This window comes from Deltaproteobacteria bacterium (assembly GCA_003696105.1).
Classification (GTDB): Bacteria; Myxococcota_A; Polyangia; order Haliangiales; family J016; genus J016.
The window spans coordinates 24,780-39,510 of sequence record RFGE01000219.1; the positions used below are offsets into that span (position 1 = coordinate 24,780).

The 14,731-nt window shown below is 72.5% G+C and carries 11 protein-coding genes; 3 read left to right on the forward strand and 8 right to left on the reverse strand.

Going from position 1 to position 14,731, the window contains the following annotated elements:
• Positions 1 to 7: 7 nt before the first annotated feature.
• The 3 genes from D6689_14680 to D6689_14690 are packed head-to-tail and all read right to left on the reverse strand — an operon-like array spanning position 8 to position 4,338.
• Positions 8 to 2,455, reverse strand: coding sequence for a hybrid sensor histidine kinase/response regulator (locus D6689_14680; GenBank protein ID RMH40152.1), 2,448 nt, complete (start codon positions 2,453 to 2,455; stop codon positions 8 to 10).
• Positions 2,452 to 2,865 carry a chemotaxis protein CheW gene (locus D6689_14685; GenBank protein ID RMH40153.1) on the reverse strand — a complete coding sequence of 138 codons (414 nt, stop codon included), beginning with the start codon at positions 2,863 to 2,865 and terminating at the stop codon, positions 2,452 to 2,454. The genes D6689_14680 and D6689_14685 overlap by 4 nt, the downstream gene beginning before the upstream one ends.
• 9 nt (positions 2,866 to 2,874) lie before the next feature.
• The gene (locus tag D6689_14690; protein RMH40154.1) at positions 2,875 to 4,338 is read right to left on the reverse strand and encodes a response regulator; all 1,464 of its coding nucleotides are present in this window, start codon (positions 4,336 to 4,338) and stop codon (positions 2,875 to 2,877) included.
• Between the two features lie 273 nt (positions 4,339 to 4,611).
• On the opposite strand from D6689_14690, the gene D6689_14695 reads away from it, so the two are divergent.
• Positions 4,612 to 7,701, forward strand: coding sequence for a serine/threonine protein kinase (locus D6689_14695; GenBank protein ID RMH40155.1), 3,090 nt, complete (start codon positions 4,612 to 4,614; stop codon positions 7,699 to 7,701).
• A 46-nt stretch (positions 7,702 to 7,747) separates the two neighbouring features.
• Here the strand turns inward: D6689_14695 and D6689_14700 are convergent, their stop codons facing one another.
• The 3 genes from D6689_14700 to D6689_14710 form a co-directional block, all read right to left on the reverse strand.
• Positions 7,748 to 8,770 carry a PEGA domain-containing protein gene (locus D6689_14700; protein ID RMH40156.1) on the reverse strand — a complete coding sequence of 341 codons (1,023 nt, stop codon included), beginning with the start codon at positions 8,768 to 8,770 and terminating at the stop codon, positions 7,748 to 7,750.
• A gap of 146 nt (positions 8,771 to 8,916) precedes the next feature.
• On the reverse strand, positions 8,917 to 9,522 hold the full coding sequence (locus D6689_14705) for a TlpA family protein disulfide reductase (GenBank protein RMH40157.1): 606 nt from the start codon (positions 9,520 to 9,522) through the stop codon (positions 8,917 to 8,919).
• Positions 9,519 to 10,118, reverse strand: a complete 600-nt coding sequence (locus D6689_14710) for a hypothetical protein (protein RMH40158.1) — start codon at positions 10,116 to 10,118, stop codon at positions 9,519 to 9,521. The genes D6689_14705 and D6689_14710 overlap by 4 nt, the downstream gene beginning before the upstream one ends.
• Between D6689_14710 and D6689_14715 the strand changes: the two genes are divergently transcribed.
• Positions 10,090 to 10,491 (forward strand): hypothetical protein, encoded by a 402-nt coding sequence (locus D6689_14715; protein RMH40174.1) that lies wholly within the window; start codon positions 10,090 to 10,092, stop codon positions 10,489 to 10,491. The genes D6689_14710 and D6689_14715 overlap by 29 nt on opposite strands.
• A gap of 92 nt (positions 10,492 to 10,583) precedes the next feature.
• Here D6689_14715 and ychF read toward each other — a convergent pair whose 3' ends face one another.
• Positions 10,584 to 11,627, reverse strand: coding sequence for a redox-regulated ATPase YchF (gene ychF / locus D6689_14720; protein RMH40159.1), 1,044 nt, complete (start codon positions 11,625 to 11,627; stop codon positions 10,584 to 10,586).
• 60 nt (positions 11,628 to 11,687) lie between these two features.
• On the reverse strand, positions 11,688 to 12,239 hold the full coding sequence (locus D6689_14725; GenBank protein ID RMH40160.1) for a cyclic nucleotide-binding domain-containing protein: 552 nt from the start codon (positions 12,237 to 12,239) through the stop codon (positions 11,688 to 11,690).
• 80 nt (positions 12,240 to 12,319) lie between these two features.
• Between D6689_14725 and sppA the strand changes: the two genes are divergently transcribed.
• Entirely contained in the window at positions 12,320 to 14,719 is a 2,400-nt protein-coding gene (gene sppA / locus D6689_14730; protein ID RMH40161.1) for a signal peptide peptidase SppA, read from the forward strand.
• Positions 14,720 to 14,731 lie beyond the last annotated feature (12 nt).

Sequence of the window (14,731 nt, forward strand, 5' to 3'; positions counted from 1 at the left end):
CTCCGGCCTACGCGCCCGCTGGCGGGACGTCCGCGGCACGGCGCAACAGGCGTTCGAGGGCGGCGACGAGCCGCTTGCGCGTGACCGGCTTCGGGATGAACCGGGCGGCGCCGAGCTGCTTGGCGCGCTCGCGATTGGGCCGCGTCGTGCGCGACGAGATCACGATGGCGGGCAGCTGCGCGAGGTGCGGGTGGCGGCGCATGGCCTCCAGCAGCCCGAACCCGTCGAGTCGGGGCATCTCGATGTCGGTGACGAGCGCCGCGTAGCGCGTCTGCCGCAGCATGGTGAGCGCGCGTTCGCCGTCCTCGGCGACGTCGACTACGTAGCCGGCGCCGGCCAGCATGCGGCTGACCGCCTCGCGGACGGAGCGCGAGTCGTCGGCTACGAGAACGCGCGGCGGCGGCACATCCGGCGCGGGCGGGTGCGGGTGGCGGTCCGCCGGCAGATCGATCGGCGCGTCTGGATGCGCGAGCTGCACCAGGGCGGCGGTGTCGATGATGAGCTGCACCTTGCCGGAACCGCTGATCGTGCCGCCGGCGTACAGCGGCAGATCGGACAGCAGCGGGCCGAGGCTCTTGACGATGATCTCCCGCGGGCCGATCACGCGATCGCACGTGACCGCGAGGCGCTTGCCGGCGTAGTCGACGACGACCGCCGGGACGCGGCGGGCGTCGGCCGGCGCCGGCGCGCCCAGCACGGCCTGCAGGACGACCAGCGGCACGCTGCCATCGGCCAGCCGAAGGCGGTCGGGCATCGCCGGCGACGACGCCTCGATCCACACGGTGTCGAGCACGTGCACGTTCGGGATGGCGTACACGTGGCCGGCGATTTTGAACAGCAGCGCCTGGCTCACGGCGGCGGTGACGGGCAGCCGCAGGGAGAACGTCGTGCCGGCGCCGCGCGTCGATTCGACGGTGATGTCGCCGCCGAGCCGAGCGATGGTTTCGCGCACCGAGTCGAGGCCGACCCCGCGGCCGGCGAGCGCATCCGTCTCGTCTCGCGTCGACACGCCGGGCTCGAACATCGCCCGCAACACCTCCGCCTCGGTCGCGCGCCGAGCGCGCTGGGGCGTCCACAGGCCCAGCGCGACGAACCGCTCGCGCAATGCATCCGGGTCGATCCCGGCGCCGTCGTCCGCGATGTCGATCCACACCGCGTCGGCCTGGTGGCGCGCGCGCAGCGAGATGCGTCCGACGGGAGGCTTGCCGGCGGCGATGCGCTGTTCTGCCGGTTCGATGCCGTGGGCGACCGCGTTGCGCAGGATTTGCAAGATCGGTGCGAAGACCTGGTCCGCGACGAGCTTGTCGAACTCCGTGTCGTCGCCCGACGTGTCGACCTCGATCCGCTTGCCGGCTTCGCGCGCGATTTCGCGCAGCGATACGCTCAGCCGCTCGAACAGCACGCGCGCCGACGCCATGCGGACAGCCGACAGGCCCGACTGCAGCGCACCGGCCGTCTCGCCCAGCGCCGCCGCATCGTCCGCGAGCGCCGACGTCGACCGGGCGAGCGCGGCGACGTGCGCGGCGAGCCGCTCTTCGATGTCCGCGAGGGCCGCTGCATCGTCGCCGAGCCGCTCGCCGAGGGCGCCGGCGACGTCGCGCAGCGTGCGTCGGGTCGCGTCGAGTTCGCGCACCGCGCGGCGTAGATCGCCGATCCGCCGGTCGATGCGCGTGCGGTCGAACGTCAGTTCGCCGACGCTGTCCATCAGCCGGTCGATGCGAGCGGCGTCGATGCGGAGCACGCGGGTCGTGTCCCGCCGGCGCCGGCCGGCGACCGATCCGTCGGCCGGTGCGTCGGCGGCGTCGGTGGGGATCGCGATCGCTCCGCTGTCGGAGGCGGCCAGCGCCGGCTCCGGCGCCGCGTCGCCCGGCGAAGGCGCCACCGCCGACGGCCGATCGGTGGGTTCGCGCGCGCGATCCGGCGGTGCGGCACGGCGCGCCGCCGCGCCGGCCGGCTCGCGGTTTTGCGCGCCGGCCGGTGTGCCTTCCCGCCGGCTCGGCGGTGTCTGCGCCCGTGTCGCGGCTGGCTCGCGCCGTGCGGCGAGCGCGGCGAGCGCCGCCATTTGCTGGCGCATGCGCGCGATCCGGTCGGCTGCCGCCTCCGGTGCGTCGGCGTCGTCGACGACCGCGCGCAGCGTGTCGACGATCTCGATGAGCGCATCGGCCGTCGCGGCAGACCAGCCGATGGTTCCCGATCGCAGCCGCGCAAACAGGCTCTCGAGTTCATGGGCGCACGCGGCGACGTCCGCCAGCCCTACCGTGGCGGCGCTGCCCTTGAGCGTGTGGGTCGTGCGCATCATTTCCTGCAGCGCGGCGCGGTCGAGTTCGGCGCGGCTCGCGTGCAACAGTCGTCGTGTGATCCCCTCCAACTCGTCGTGCGCCTCGTCGCGAAAGAAGCTGCGCAGCATGCGCGCCTCGTCCGCGTCGAACCCACTGTCGTCGCGGTCGTGACTCACGTGAGCCCTCTGCGGGCGAGCGCGGCGGCGGCGGCGGCGACGTCGGACAACAGCGCCGGCGGATCGAGCAGCGGGATCGCATCTCCGCCCGCCGGGTCGGCCAGGCCGACGCCATCGTCGGTCTCGCGCAGCGTGGCGACCAATTGGACGCTGTCGATCGGGACCGCAGCGCGAGCATCTTCGACTTCGACGAGCACCGCCGACTCACCGGCGTGCGGCGCCGGCCGCTCGCCGAAATGCGGCAGTCGCAAGACGGGAACGATCGCGCCGCGTACGTTGACGACTCCGGCGACCGCGTCCGGCGCGCGCGGGACGGGGGTAACGTGGCCGAGCGACGTCACCTCGCGCACCCACCGCAACTCGATCGCGTAGCGGTGGCCGCCAATCGCGACGACGATGACGTTTCGCATCCGGTCCGGTTATACCGCGACCGGCATGACGCGGCGGCGGATCAGTTTGATCGACAGCAGCCGGTACAGCATTTTCGAGACCTCGAACGAGCCCATTCGCGACGCCCGGATGATCTCCTTGACCGTGTTCTTGCCGTTGACGAGTTCGAGCACGGCGAGTTCCTCGCGCGTGAGCCTGCCGCGGCCCATTTGCGCGACGGCGTCCTCGTTGCGAAGGAACACCGTGTCGAAGTCGTCGATCTCGCGCTCGATGAGGTGCCACTCGTCGACGCGGCGGAACCCTTCCATGAGGATGCCCTCGACGTCGAGACCGAGCGCGGCCTCGACCGCCTGCGCCGGCATGTCGCGGGTCGCTCGGAACCGGAACGTCCCATGGTTCCAGCGCAGCACTTCGTAGATCAGCTCGGTCGTCTGCTTGCGCAATGCGACCGTGAGGTCGTCTGCGCTCAGGTAGCCGAGCTGGACGAGTTGGCTGCCGATGAGTTTGCTGCCGGGCGCGCGCGCTTCGAGGAAGCCCTCGAAGTCCTCTCGCTTCATCAGATCGGCCTCGAGGATGAAGCGGCCGAGCAGGAACTCCTCCGGAACACCCTCCGCGATCGCGAGGTCGACCGCGCCGTTGCGGAAGTAGATTTCGACGGTCTCTCCCGCGCGGCTCACGTACAGAACGCCCGACTGCCGCTGTGCGTCGAGCAGCTGCAGCACTTCGGCGATCGGCACGACCTGCAGGTTGCCGGACAGCACCCATTCGTCGGCGGACGCGTCGAACAGCGCGCGCGCCGGCGCGAGGAGGTCGCGCAGTGTCTCGTCGTCGAGCGCCGATCGCGCGGCGTCTTCGATGGCGTCGGCGTCGGTCGGCACGTAGCTGTCGCGCGCGTCGTCGTCGTCGCGCGCCGCATCGGCCAGAGAGAACAGCGCGGCGATGCGCGCGCCGACGGTCTCCGCAATCGCATCGCGAATTGTCGCGAGTGCTTCGCGCCGCTGCGCGATGTCGAGGTCGTCGTCTTCGGGGGAGCGGTCGCCGCGAAGCAGCGGCTCGGGCCGGTCGTCCGCCTCGCCGGTCCGGCGACCGAACTTGTCGATCGTGTGCTGCACCACCGCCGTGATCGCCTCGGGCGAAAACGGTTTGGTGATGTAATCGACGATGCCCATCACCTTGACGAACCGTTCGCCGACCTGGTCGCCCTTGGCGCTCATCAGCACCACGGGCACGTGGCGGAGTTGCTCGTCGGCCGACAGTGCGCGACACACCTGGTAGCCGTTCATCCGCGGCATCACGAAGTCCAGCAGGATGCAATCGGGGCGGTGCTCGCGCGCGGCGGCCAATCCGGCCTCGCCGTCGGGCGCGGTTTCCACCCGGAACCCGGCCTTGGTCAGGACGAGTTGAACGACCTTGAGGATCGTGGGGCTGTCGTCGATGACGAGGACCGTTTCTCCGGCCAAGTCCGTCCTCCCTGAAACGTCGAGTCGCGGCAAGCGGCGCCGTTTTGCCGCTGCACGCTACGTGCGACGGCCCGCGGTGCGGTCCGACTCGGCGACTGTACACGCGCCGCGGGGCGGCGTTCAACGCCGCGGCCGCGCGATCGCCGCGCGGCGCGGAGGCCCGCGCGCCGTCCCCGCGGCCGCGCGGGCGGCTCGGGGCGCCAGACGCCGCGCGCCGAAGCGGCCGCGCGGGCGGCTCGGGGCGCCAAACGCCGCGCGCCAAAGCGGCCGCGCGTGGTACCTTCGGTCCATCGGCTCCGCGTTCGTATGACTACGCCGGATTCGCTTAGCGACAGTTTCCCGAGGAAGTTCGGGAAGTACCATCTGCTCGGGCCGCTCGCTCAAGGGGGGATGGGGGCGCTGTACCTTGCGATCACCGGCGATCGCGGGCTCGAGCGGCTCACGGTCATCAAGACCGTCTTGCCGCATCTGGCCGACAAGGAGTACGTCGCGCGGTTCCGCGACGAGGCCAAGGTGGTCGTCAAGCTGTCGCATAGCAACCTGATTCCCGTGTTCGACGCCGGGCAGGTAGATGGCGAGCTGTTTTTGGCGATGGACTTCGTCGAGGGCAAGGACCTGCGCGCGGTGTGGAATCGGTGCGCGAAAAAGCAGGTCGCCTTCCCGGTCGACATCGCGGTCTACATCGTCAAGGAACTCGCGCGCGGATTGCACTACGCCCACTCGTTCCGCGACCTCAAACTCGTGCATCGCGACGTGTCGCCGCCGAACGTGCTCATCTCGTTCGAGGGCGAGGTGAAGCTGACCGACTTCGGTCTGGCGTCGTCGACGCTCAAGGTCGAAAAGACGGCCCCCGGGATCATCTACGGCAAGGTCGCCTACATGTCGCCGGAGCAGGCGCGCGGCGAGGAACTCGACGGGCGCTCTGACCTGTACGCCGCCGGGATCATCCTCTGGGAGCTGCTCACGGGCCGCCAACTGTTCCCGCCGAGCAAGGACCAACCCAAGGACCTGGTGGCGCGCGCCAAGGATCCGCAGGTGCCGCCGCCGTCGGCCAAGGCGCCGCGCGTGCCGCCCGAACTCGACGCGATCTGCGCCAAGGCGCTGGCGCCCAATCGCGAGGACCGCTACCCGACGGGGGAGGCGTTTCGCGAGGCGCTGCAGGCGTGGCTCGCGAAGGCCGCGCCGACCACCGACGCGTCGCGGCTCAGCGCGTTCGTCAAGGATCTGTTCGCGGAAGATCTCGACAAGGATCGCGCGGCGCGCCAGCGACTGATCGAAGAGGCGCGGCGGCGCGCGCGGATGACGCTGCCGCCGACGGCGGAGCTGCGCCGCTTGCTCGAGGAGGAGGGCAGCAAACAGCACGCGTTCACCGACGCGTCGGCGCCCGGCGACCGGCCGAGCGGCACGATGCCGATGGTCGGTCGGCGAGCCGAGGACCGCGGTGTGCCGCGCGACCGGCGGCGCGGCGATCGGCGGCGCGGCGCGGTGGACGTCCCCGCGCCGGGGCCGGGCGGCAAGACCGTGCCGCGCCCCGACACTGCCTCGGGAGCGCTCGCGCTGTCCGAGCAGCGCGTCGAGGATGCCGTAGCCGAGGACGATCCGCGGGCGTTCATCGGCCAGGTCATCGACGGGCGCTACCGCGTGCTCGAGTTGATCGGCGAAGGCGGCATGGGCCGCGTGTACCTGGCCGAGCACGTCGAGATCGGCCGGCGGGTCGCGCTCAAGATCTTGCACCCGGTATACAGTCGACTGCCGGAGCTGGTGGAGCGATTTCGCCGCGAGGCCCGCGCGGCGTCGCGCATCGGCCACCCGCACATCGTCGACGTCACCGATTCGGGCACGACGCAGGACGGCTCGGTGTACTTCGTCATGGAGTACCTCGAGGGCGTCGAACTCGCGAGCGTGATCGACCGCGAGGGGGCGCTCGACACCGCGCGCGCGCTGCACATCGCGGGGCAGATCTGCCGCGCGCTTGCCGCCGCGCACAACGCGGGCATCATTCACCGCGACCTCAAGCCCGAGAACGTGTTCCTCACCGTCCGCGAGGGCACGTCGGACTTCGTCAAGGTGTTGGACTTCGGCATCGCCAAGAGCGCCGAGGCGGAGGAGGCGCGCAACAGTCGGCTCACGCACCCCGGCATGGCGATGGGCACGCCGGAGTACATGGCTCCGGAGCAGGCCGCCGGCCGGCCGGCCGATGCGCGCACCGACGTGTACGCCGTCGGCGCGATCCTCTACGAGATGCTCACCGGCCGGGCGCCCTACACCGGCGACAACTTCATGGAGATCCTGTCCAAGAAGGCGAGCCAGGATCCGGATCCGCTGGCCGAGGTGCGTCCCGACCTGCCGCCCGCGGTGGTCGAACTGGTCGAGCGCGCGCTTGCGCGCGATCCGGCCGAACGGCCGCCGTCGATGGAGGCGTTCGAGTACGAACTCACCAAGTGTCTGCAGGGGCGCGGCGCCGCGGTCGCCAAGATTTTGGGGGTGCCGGTGTCGGCGGCCGGCGGCGCGCCGCCGAAGCTGGGCGACGGAGGCGGCCGCGCGGCGGAAGAGGCGGCGCCCGCGCAGCCTCCGGCGCCCGCCGCCGGTGCGAAGCCGGAGCCGGCCGCCGGCGCGGAGGCGGCGCCCGCCGAGGACGGACCGGCATACGAGACGGCGATCGTGCCGCCGCCGGAACTCGCGCTGCGCGGCCGGGCCGCAGGGCGGGTCGCCGGCTGGGCGCTGTTGTTTGCCGCGCTTGCGTTTGGCGTCGGCGTCCTGCTCTACGTCGCGGTCGGCGAGCGCGGCGCGCGCAGCCGCGCTCGCGCGTCCGTCGGCGGGGCGTGGGACGCCGCTGCGGTGACGCGCTCCGCGGTCGCCCCGGCGACGGCCGACGCGGGCGCGGTCGCGCGCGCTCCGGCGGATGCCGCGCCGACCGCCACGGCGGCGCCCGCGGTGGACGCGGGCCGGGTCGCGGCGGCGGGCGCGGCGCCGGCGCCGGTCCGCACGCGCACCCCGGCGCGGACGTCGTCGACCGGCGCGCCGCGGAATCGGCGCGAGGCCGACGACCTGTTGCGCCGGGCCAAGCGCGCCGAGAACGCGCTGGACTGGGACAACGCGCGACGTCTGTACGCGCGCGTCGCGAAGGGCAAGTACCGGCGGGCGGCGGCACTGCTCGGGCTGTCGAAAGTTGCGTTCGAGAACAAGCAGCTCGACGCCGCGATCGACTACGCGATGAAGGCGTTGCAGGCGGGCGGAGGCAACAAGGCGCGCATGCAGCTCGGTCACGCGTACTTCAAGAAGCGCGACTTTCAGAAGGCGATCGACTACTACGAGGCGGTGCTCAAGACCGACCCCGGTCACCGCGAGGCGCAGACGTCGCTCAACGCCGCGCGCGAGCGGTTGCGCGCGCGGTGACCCGGCACCGGCGCGCCCGCGAGCGGCCGGCCGCCGCGCACCGGCGTCAGAACGCCATGCGGACGGACGCGGCCGCACCGCCCGGCGCGGGCGCGATCGTCAGCTCCGCGTCGCGCGCGTCCCGCCAGAACATCCAGCCGGCGGCCGCGCCTGCACCGGCGCCGATCGCGATCAGCGCCGCGCCGGCGCCGCCGGTCTCGTAGCGCTCCGCGCACCGCGCGCCCGCTGCGTCGCACCTCCCGTCGCCGTCGACGGCGACGAGCACGGCGCCCGTCGCGATGGCCGCAGTGGCCGCGCCGGCCGCGACCCACTTCCACGTTCGATACGGTCGCCGGGGCGGCGTCATCGGGAGCGGCGGCGCGGCGGCGGCGGCGGCCGGCAAATCCAGTTCGACGACCACCGGCTCCGCGTCCGACTCCGAGATCCGGACGGTCTGCGCGGCGCGCACGTGTCCGGGGGCTTCGGCGACAATCGCGTGGTCGCCGGGATCGAGATTCAGTTCGTGGGGGCTTTCCCCGACGCGCACGCCGTCGACGGTGACGACGGCCCCCGGTGGGCGCGTGACGATGCGAACGGGGACCGGTTTCGCGGGCGGCAGTTCGACCATCTCCTGCGCTGCGGTCGCGATCAGGTCGCCGACCTCGGTCACGGTGCATACCGGGCAGCTGCGCTCGGCGCGCGTCACCAGGGCCCCCTCGACCTCCGCTGACAACAGCTCGAGCTCGACGAAATAGGCCGACCCGGTCACTTCGATCCGCGCGCGCACGAAGTAGTTGGCGCCGACCTTCTCGCCGATGCGCTGCAGGCAAGTGGTCGACCGGCAGCCGATGAGTTCGGGGCTGTCGGCGAGCGCGTGCATCACGTCGGTGAGCGCGATGACGCGCAGCCCGCCGGCCGCGAGGCCCTTGGCCAGGCTGCGGTGGGCGTGGTCGCGCATTTCGGGCGGGCCATCGCCGGTGATCTCGATCGACACGACGGCGACCGTGCCTTCGCGCGGTCGCGCGCGCGCGGCGGGCGAGAGGGCGAGGAGGACGGCGACGGCAGCGAACGCGGCGCGGCGGACAATCATGCGCGGCGGACTATACCGCGAACGGGATGCGGGGCTCGCGGCCGCGAACGGGATGCGGGGTTCGCGGCCGCGCGACGGGATGCGTCGCTCGCGGCCGTGCGACGGGGCGTCGCGTGGCGCACGCGCGCGATGGGCCCCGCGCGCGGTCACCGCCGCGCCAGCGTCGCCAGCCGTTGCGCCAACTCCCCGCGCCGCAGCGGGCGATCGATGCGGTACGCGATCCGTCCGACGGCATCGAGAATGACGGTCGTGGGCACGACGGTCACCGGGCCAAGGTCGGAGCGTCCGGCGAGGACGTCCTGCCCGCCGAGCGCGACCGGGTAGTGCGCGCCGGATTCGCCGGCCCACGCGGCGACCGTCACGTCGGTCGCGTCGGCTCCGAGCGCGACCCCGATCACCGTCGCCAATCCCCGGTCGTGGGCGTCGTTGAGCGCGTCCACGTCGAGCATCGCGGGCAGGGCGCCGACGGAAAACAGATGGAGCACGACCGGCCGGCCGCGCAGGGCCACCGTGCGGAGCGCCCGGCCGTCCGCCGTGTGCACCGTCAGGTCGACCGGCCGCCCGGCGGACCGCGCGCGCGCCGCCGAGCCACACGCGCTCAGCACGGCCGCAGCCGCCACCGCGGCGGCCCGCGTGCGCCGCCGCCGCCGCGCGCCGCCCGCGCCGGCGGGATCGGCGCCCGCCGCGCGCGCGATCGCGGTCGCGGGCCGCGGCGTCATCGCGCCGTCCATCGCACTGCGCTCGCACGTCACGCCGGCTGGCGCGCCATGAGCGACATCGCCAGCTGCATGGCGAAGTTCGCGTCGCCGGCGATCTGAATCTTGCCGGCGAAATACGCCTGCGGGGCCGCCAGTTCACCGCTGCGAATCTGGGCGAGGGTGTCGGCGTCTATCGTGATCGTTGCAGCCGGTTCCGCAGATCCCTTGAGGGAGACCGCGATCGACCACGTCCGGCCGTTGAACCCGGGGATCTCGAACGTCAGCGTGCCGGCGGTCGCCTCGAGGAGTTGGCGTGTCTGCGGGTCGGCGGCCACGAGCAGCTTGGCAGGGTCCACCTGCTGTGGCAGCAGATCCGCGGCGCCGTCCTCGCCGCACAGCGCGGCGCGCCAGTCGTCGACCGACAGGGATAGTACGAGGTCGGCCTGCTCGGCGCGTCCGGGCCGCACGGTGAGTTCGCCGCCGTGGGTTTCGACCGTCCACTGTCCGCCGCCCTCACCGGTGAGTTCGACGACGACGGTCGTGTCCGGCGGTGTGCCGGTCGTCGCCGCCGCGGCGCGGTATTGCGCGGGCAGCCAATCGCGAAAGAACGCGTCCGGGGTGATGTCGCGAGGTGGGCGTTCGATGGCCATGCCTAACCGTACCGGATACGATTGCGTCGTGCCCACCGACTTCGACGACAAAGAGCCGAGTGTCGTGTCCGAGCCGGTCGAGCGGCGGGATGCCCCGCGCGGCCTCGTTCGCGACGTCGCCGTGACGCTGCCGGACGGGCGGCGGGTCCCCACGGTCGAGGCGAGCCGCAAGGGCGTATTCGCCGCGGTGGACGACCCGGACGCGTGGCCTCTCGGCACGCTGCTCGACATCGGGATCGAACGCGGCGATCGCCGGGTCGCGTGTCGCGCGGAGGTCGTGCGCAAGGAACTCGAGCCGCGCCGCGGCGTCGCGCTGCGCATCGCGCACATCGCGCCCGCCGACGAGGAGCGCTTGCGCGACCTGCTCGAGTGAACTGGGTTGCGCCGGTCGTGCGCGGCGCGCACGTCGCGCCGGCGGACGGCGAGCGCCGGCGCGATCTGGGCGACCGGTGCGGGCGGCGCCCGTCACACGTTGAACCGGAAGTGGACGACGTCGCCGTCCTGAATGATGTAGTCCTTGCCCTCGACGCGCAGCTTGCCGGCCTCGCGGCAGCGGGCTTCGCTGCCCAGCTCGACGAGATCTTTCCAGTGGATGACCTCGGCGCGGATGAAGCCCCGCTCGATGTCCGAGTGGATCTTGCCGGCCGCCTTCGGCGCGGGCGTTCCTCGTCGGATCGGCCACGCCCGGCACTCGTCCTCGCCCGCCGTGAGCATCGAGATGAGGTCGAGCAGGGCGAACGCCGCCGACAGGAATCGGTTGCGCGCCGACTCGTGGAGTCCGAGCGATTCGTAAAACTCCGGCTGATCCGCCTCCGGCATCTGGGCGATGTCCATCTCGACCCGCGCGGACAGCGCGACCGTCCCGAGCCCGCGGTCGGTCGCGGCGCGCGCGATGTCGGAAGGAATCGGCTCCGCGATCGCTGCCTCGTCGAGGTTGACCACGACCAACACCGGTTTGAGCGTCAAGAACCGGTAACCGGAGATCATCTTGAGCTCCTCGGCGGACAGCTCGCAGGCGCGCAGCGGCGTCTCCGCCTCCAGCCAGCCGCGGATGCGCTGCATCAGATCGAGCTCACGCGGCGAGCTGCGGTCCTTGGCGAGTCGTTCGATGCGGCGCTCGACGATCTCGAGATCGGCGAGGATGCACTCCGTTTGCAACCCGGAAATTTCGGCCAAAGGATCGGGCGGCTCGGGCAGCGCGTCGCTGGCGAACGCGCGGACGACCTGGCACAGCGCGTCGACTTCGCGCATCGAGTTGAGGGTGGCGCGGTCCAGGCCGTGCCCGGACGCGGCGGCCGGCACGTCGGTGAAGGCGACCTCCGCGTAGGTGATCTTCTTCGGCGAGTACAGCGCAGCGAGCGCGTCGACCCGTTCGTCCGGCACCTTGACGGCGCCGAGGTTGGCCTTGCCGGCCTTGCCGCCAAAGCCCGTCTCCGCCGACAGGCCCGTAAGGGCGTTGAACACCGTCGTCTTGCCGCTGCCGGGGTACCCGACCAGTCCGATCTTCATGGGCCGCGGATTCTAAAGGCTGTCGCGCCGCACCGCCAGCGCGCCGGCGTGCGGCCGGCGCTACACCAGGGAGCCGGCGAGCCAGTCCGCCAGGTGGCCGACCGAGCCGAGCAAGGTGTTGGTCCGCCGCAGGCGGTCGCTCAGCACGCGGACGATCGTCACCAGCACCGCGTTGGCGGCGGCCGGTTCCTGCTCGAGCAGCGTCTGCAGCGCCGTCGTCGGCATCCGAAACAGAAACGACGGCTCTTCGGCGACGACGTCGGCGCAGCGGGTCGCCGGTTCGACGAGGCACATCTCGCCGAAAAACTCGCCCGCCCCGAGCGTCGCGAGCACCCGGCCGCCCTTGCGCACGGTGACCGCACCGGACAGGACCAGGTACAGCGCATCGCCCAAGCTGCCCTCGGTGACCACCACTTCGCCACGGTCGAACGTCTCCACGTCTCCGGCGCTCGCGAACCGTCCAATTTGACCCGGCGCGAGCCGGCACAGCAGCGGGTGGCGTTCGAGCAGTGCGGCAGGCGCGGTCACGACGACTATTATATAGTGCGCGCATGCGGGCCATCGGGCTGTGCGCGATCGCGATCGCTGTCGGCATCGCGCCCGCGCGCGCACAACAGGACACGCGCTATGCGGAGGAGCCGACCTCCGGGCTCGACACGCCGCTTACGCCGCTGGCGGGAGAGTACGACGCCATGGCCGTGGTCGCGAATCCGGCGGGGCTGCGGTTTCTGCGCGGGCGGCATGTTGGCTTGCTGCTCCACGTCGACGACGACGCGGAGGCCACATCGGCCGGCGCCGGCTACGGCGGCTACGCGAGCGCCGGAGTGCAGTCGCGCCTGGTGCCGCCGATGGGCATCGGCGTCGGGCTCGAGGTGCTGCGCCCTGCGCGCGCGGCGCTGCTGCCCGATCCGGGCGAGCCGGTCCGGCTCTCCTTGGGCTCCGCGCTGCCGATCGGCGACGCAGCCGCGTTCGGCGCCACCTACCACCGGTTCTTCGACAGCGGCGGGCCGCTCGACGGGGTGACTACTTGGGATCTCGGGCTCGCGGCGCGCATGGGGCCGCGGTTTGCCGCCGGGTTTGTCGTCCGCGACGTCGGGCGCCCGTCGGTCGACGGCGTGCCGGTACAGCGCCGCTACGAGGTCGAGGTCGCGACGCGGCCGACCGGGACGGACCGGGTCGAGCTGGCGCTCGGCGGGCGGTTCGGTGAGACGCGGCTGGACATCGACGGATGGCTGCGCGGATCGGTGCGCGTGGCGCGCGGCGTGTGGTTGCGGTCTGAACTCGTGGCGCAGCGCCTCAACCGCGTCACGGCCACGCCGGGCGGCGAGGTCGACGACGGCGTGTACGAGGCGCGCGTCACCGCCGGTGTCGAGCTGTCGTTCGGCCGCACGGGAGCGCTCGGCACGGGCACGTTCGCCGGCAACCTCGACGGAGGCGACGCCCACCCGCTCGCCGCCAGCGTGTACCTGCGGGTGAGCGACGAGCAGCGCCCGCCGGTGCTGGGCGAGCGCGAGCGGATCGCGAAATTCGAAATCGGCGGTGCGCTCAGCGAGCGCGCGCTCACGGCCACGGTGTCGGCGCTGCGCGACGCCGCGCGCGACGACGCGGTGCGCGCGGTATTCGTTCACGTCGACGACGTGCAGGTCGGCTGGTCCGGCGCGCGTACGCTGCGGCGCGCGCTGCAGCGCGTACGCGAGGCCGGCAAGCCCGTATTGGCTTACATCGTGGCCGGCAACACCCGCGACTACTACATCGCCAGCGCGGCCGACAAGGTGTGGGTCGACCCGGCGGGGGGCATTCGGCTCACCGGGTTTGCCGCGACCGTGTTGTACTTCAAGGAGCTGCTCGCGCGCGTCGGGGCCGAGGCGCAGTTCGAGCGGATCGAGGAGTTCAAGACCGCGCCGGAGGCGTTCACTCGCACCGGGCCGTCCCAGCCGGCGCTCGCGATGCGCGAGTCGCTGTACGACGACCTGTACGCGACGATCGCGGAAGACATCGCTCGCAGCCGCGGCATCGCGCCGGCTCGCGTGCGCGAACTGATCGACGGCGGCCCGTACACGGCGGGCCAACTCGCCGACCTGCCCGAGCTGGTCGACGGTGTCGTCGAGCCGGATAAGCTCGGCGATGCGGTGCGCGCGGCGCTCGGACGGTCGCTGCCCTTCGGCCCGCGGCCGCTGCGCGCGTCGGACCGATGGCACCACCCGACGATTGCAGTCATCTACGTAGACGGCGACATCGTGAGCGGCCGCAGCCGGTGGATTCCGCTGCTCGGCCGGCGGCTCGCCGGGTCCGAGACGCTCGCCGCGGCGATCGCGGGGGCCCGGGCCGATCGCGACGTGTCGGCGATCGTCGTGCGCGTCGACTCGCCGGGCGGCGACGCGCTGGCGTCGGAGGTCATCGCGCGCGAAGTCAAGAAGACGCGGGGAGTCAAACCGATCGTGTGCTCGCTCGGCGACGTCGCCGCGTCGGGAGGCTACTTCATCGCCGCGGGGTGCGACCGCATCTTCGCGGAGCCGACCACGATCACGGGGTCGATCGGTATCTTCGTCGGCAAGGTCGATCTGTCGGGTCTGCTGTCGCGCCTCGGAATCACCTGGCACACGTACAAGCGCGGCCGCGCGGCCGATCGCGACAGCTACTTCCGCCCGTACACGGACGACGAGCGGCGCGCGGTCAAACGGCAGATTCGCTACTATTACGGTCGGTTCGTGGACTTCGTCGCCGGCAATCGCGGGCTGACGCCGGAGCAGGTCGACGACGTCGGCCGCGGGCGCGTGTGGACCGGGCGGCAGGCGGTCGACGTCGGCCTGGTCGACGAACTCGGCGGAATCGGCGACGCGATCGCGCATGCCAAGCGGGCCGCCGGGATCCCCGACGGCGTTCCCGCGCAACTGCGGGATCTGCCGGACACGCCGCTCGGCTTGCTCAACCGGTTGCTCGGCGCACCGGCGCTGGGGCGCGGCGATGCCGGCGCGCTGGCGCCGGGAGTGCGCGAGGTGTTGCGCGCGCTGCCCGCGTCGATGTGGGCCGAATCCGGTCGCGCGCACGGTCGACCGCAGGCGCGCCTGCCCTTCGACATCGTGTGGGACTGACCGCGGCGGCCG

What these genes read in the sequence shown, in the direction of transcription:
- D6689_14710 (RMH40158.1), bottom strand. Translation starts at nt 10,118, where the DNA reads ATGGCCATCGAACGCCCACCTCGCGACATCACCCCGGACGCGTTCTTT.
- D6689_14695 (RMH40155.1), top strand. Translation starts at nt 4,612, where the DNA reads ATGACTACGCCGGATTCGCTTAGCGACAGTTTCCCGAGGAAGTTCGGG.
- D6689_14700 (RMH40156.1), bottom strand. Translation starts at nt 8,770, where the DNA reads ATGATTGTCCGCCGCGCCGCGTTCGCTGCCGTCGCCGTCCTCCTCGCC.
- D6689_14685 (RMH40153.1), bottom strand. Translation starts at nt 2,865, where the DNA reads ATGCGAAACGTCATCGTCGTCGCGATTGGCGGCCACCGCTACGCGATC.
- D6689_14715 (RMH40174.1), top strand. Translation starts at nt 10,090, where the DNA reads ATGTCGCGAGGTGGGCGTTCGATGGCCATGCCTAACCGTACCGGATAC.
- ychF (RMH40159.1), bottom strand. Translation starts at nt 11,627, where the DNA reads ATGAAGATCGGACTGGTCGGGTACCCCGGCAGCGGCAAGACGACGGTG.
- sppA (RMH40161.1), top strand. Translation starts at nt 12,320, where the DNA reads ATGGCCGTGGTCGCGAATCCGGCGGGGCTGCGGTTTCTGCGCGGGCGG.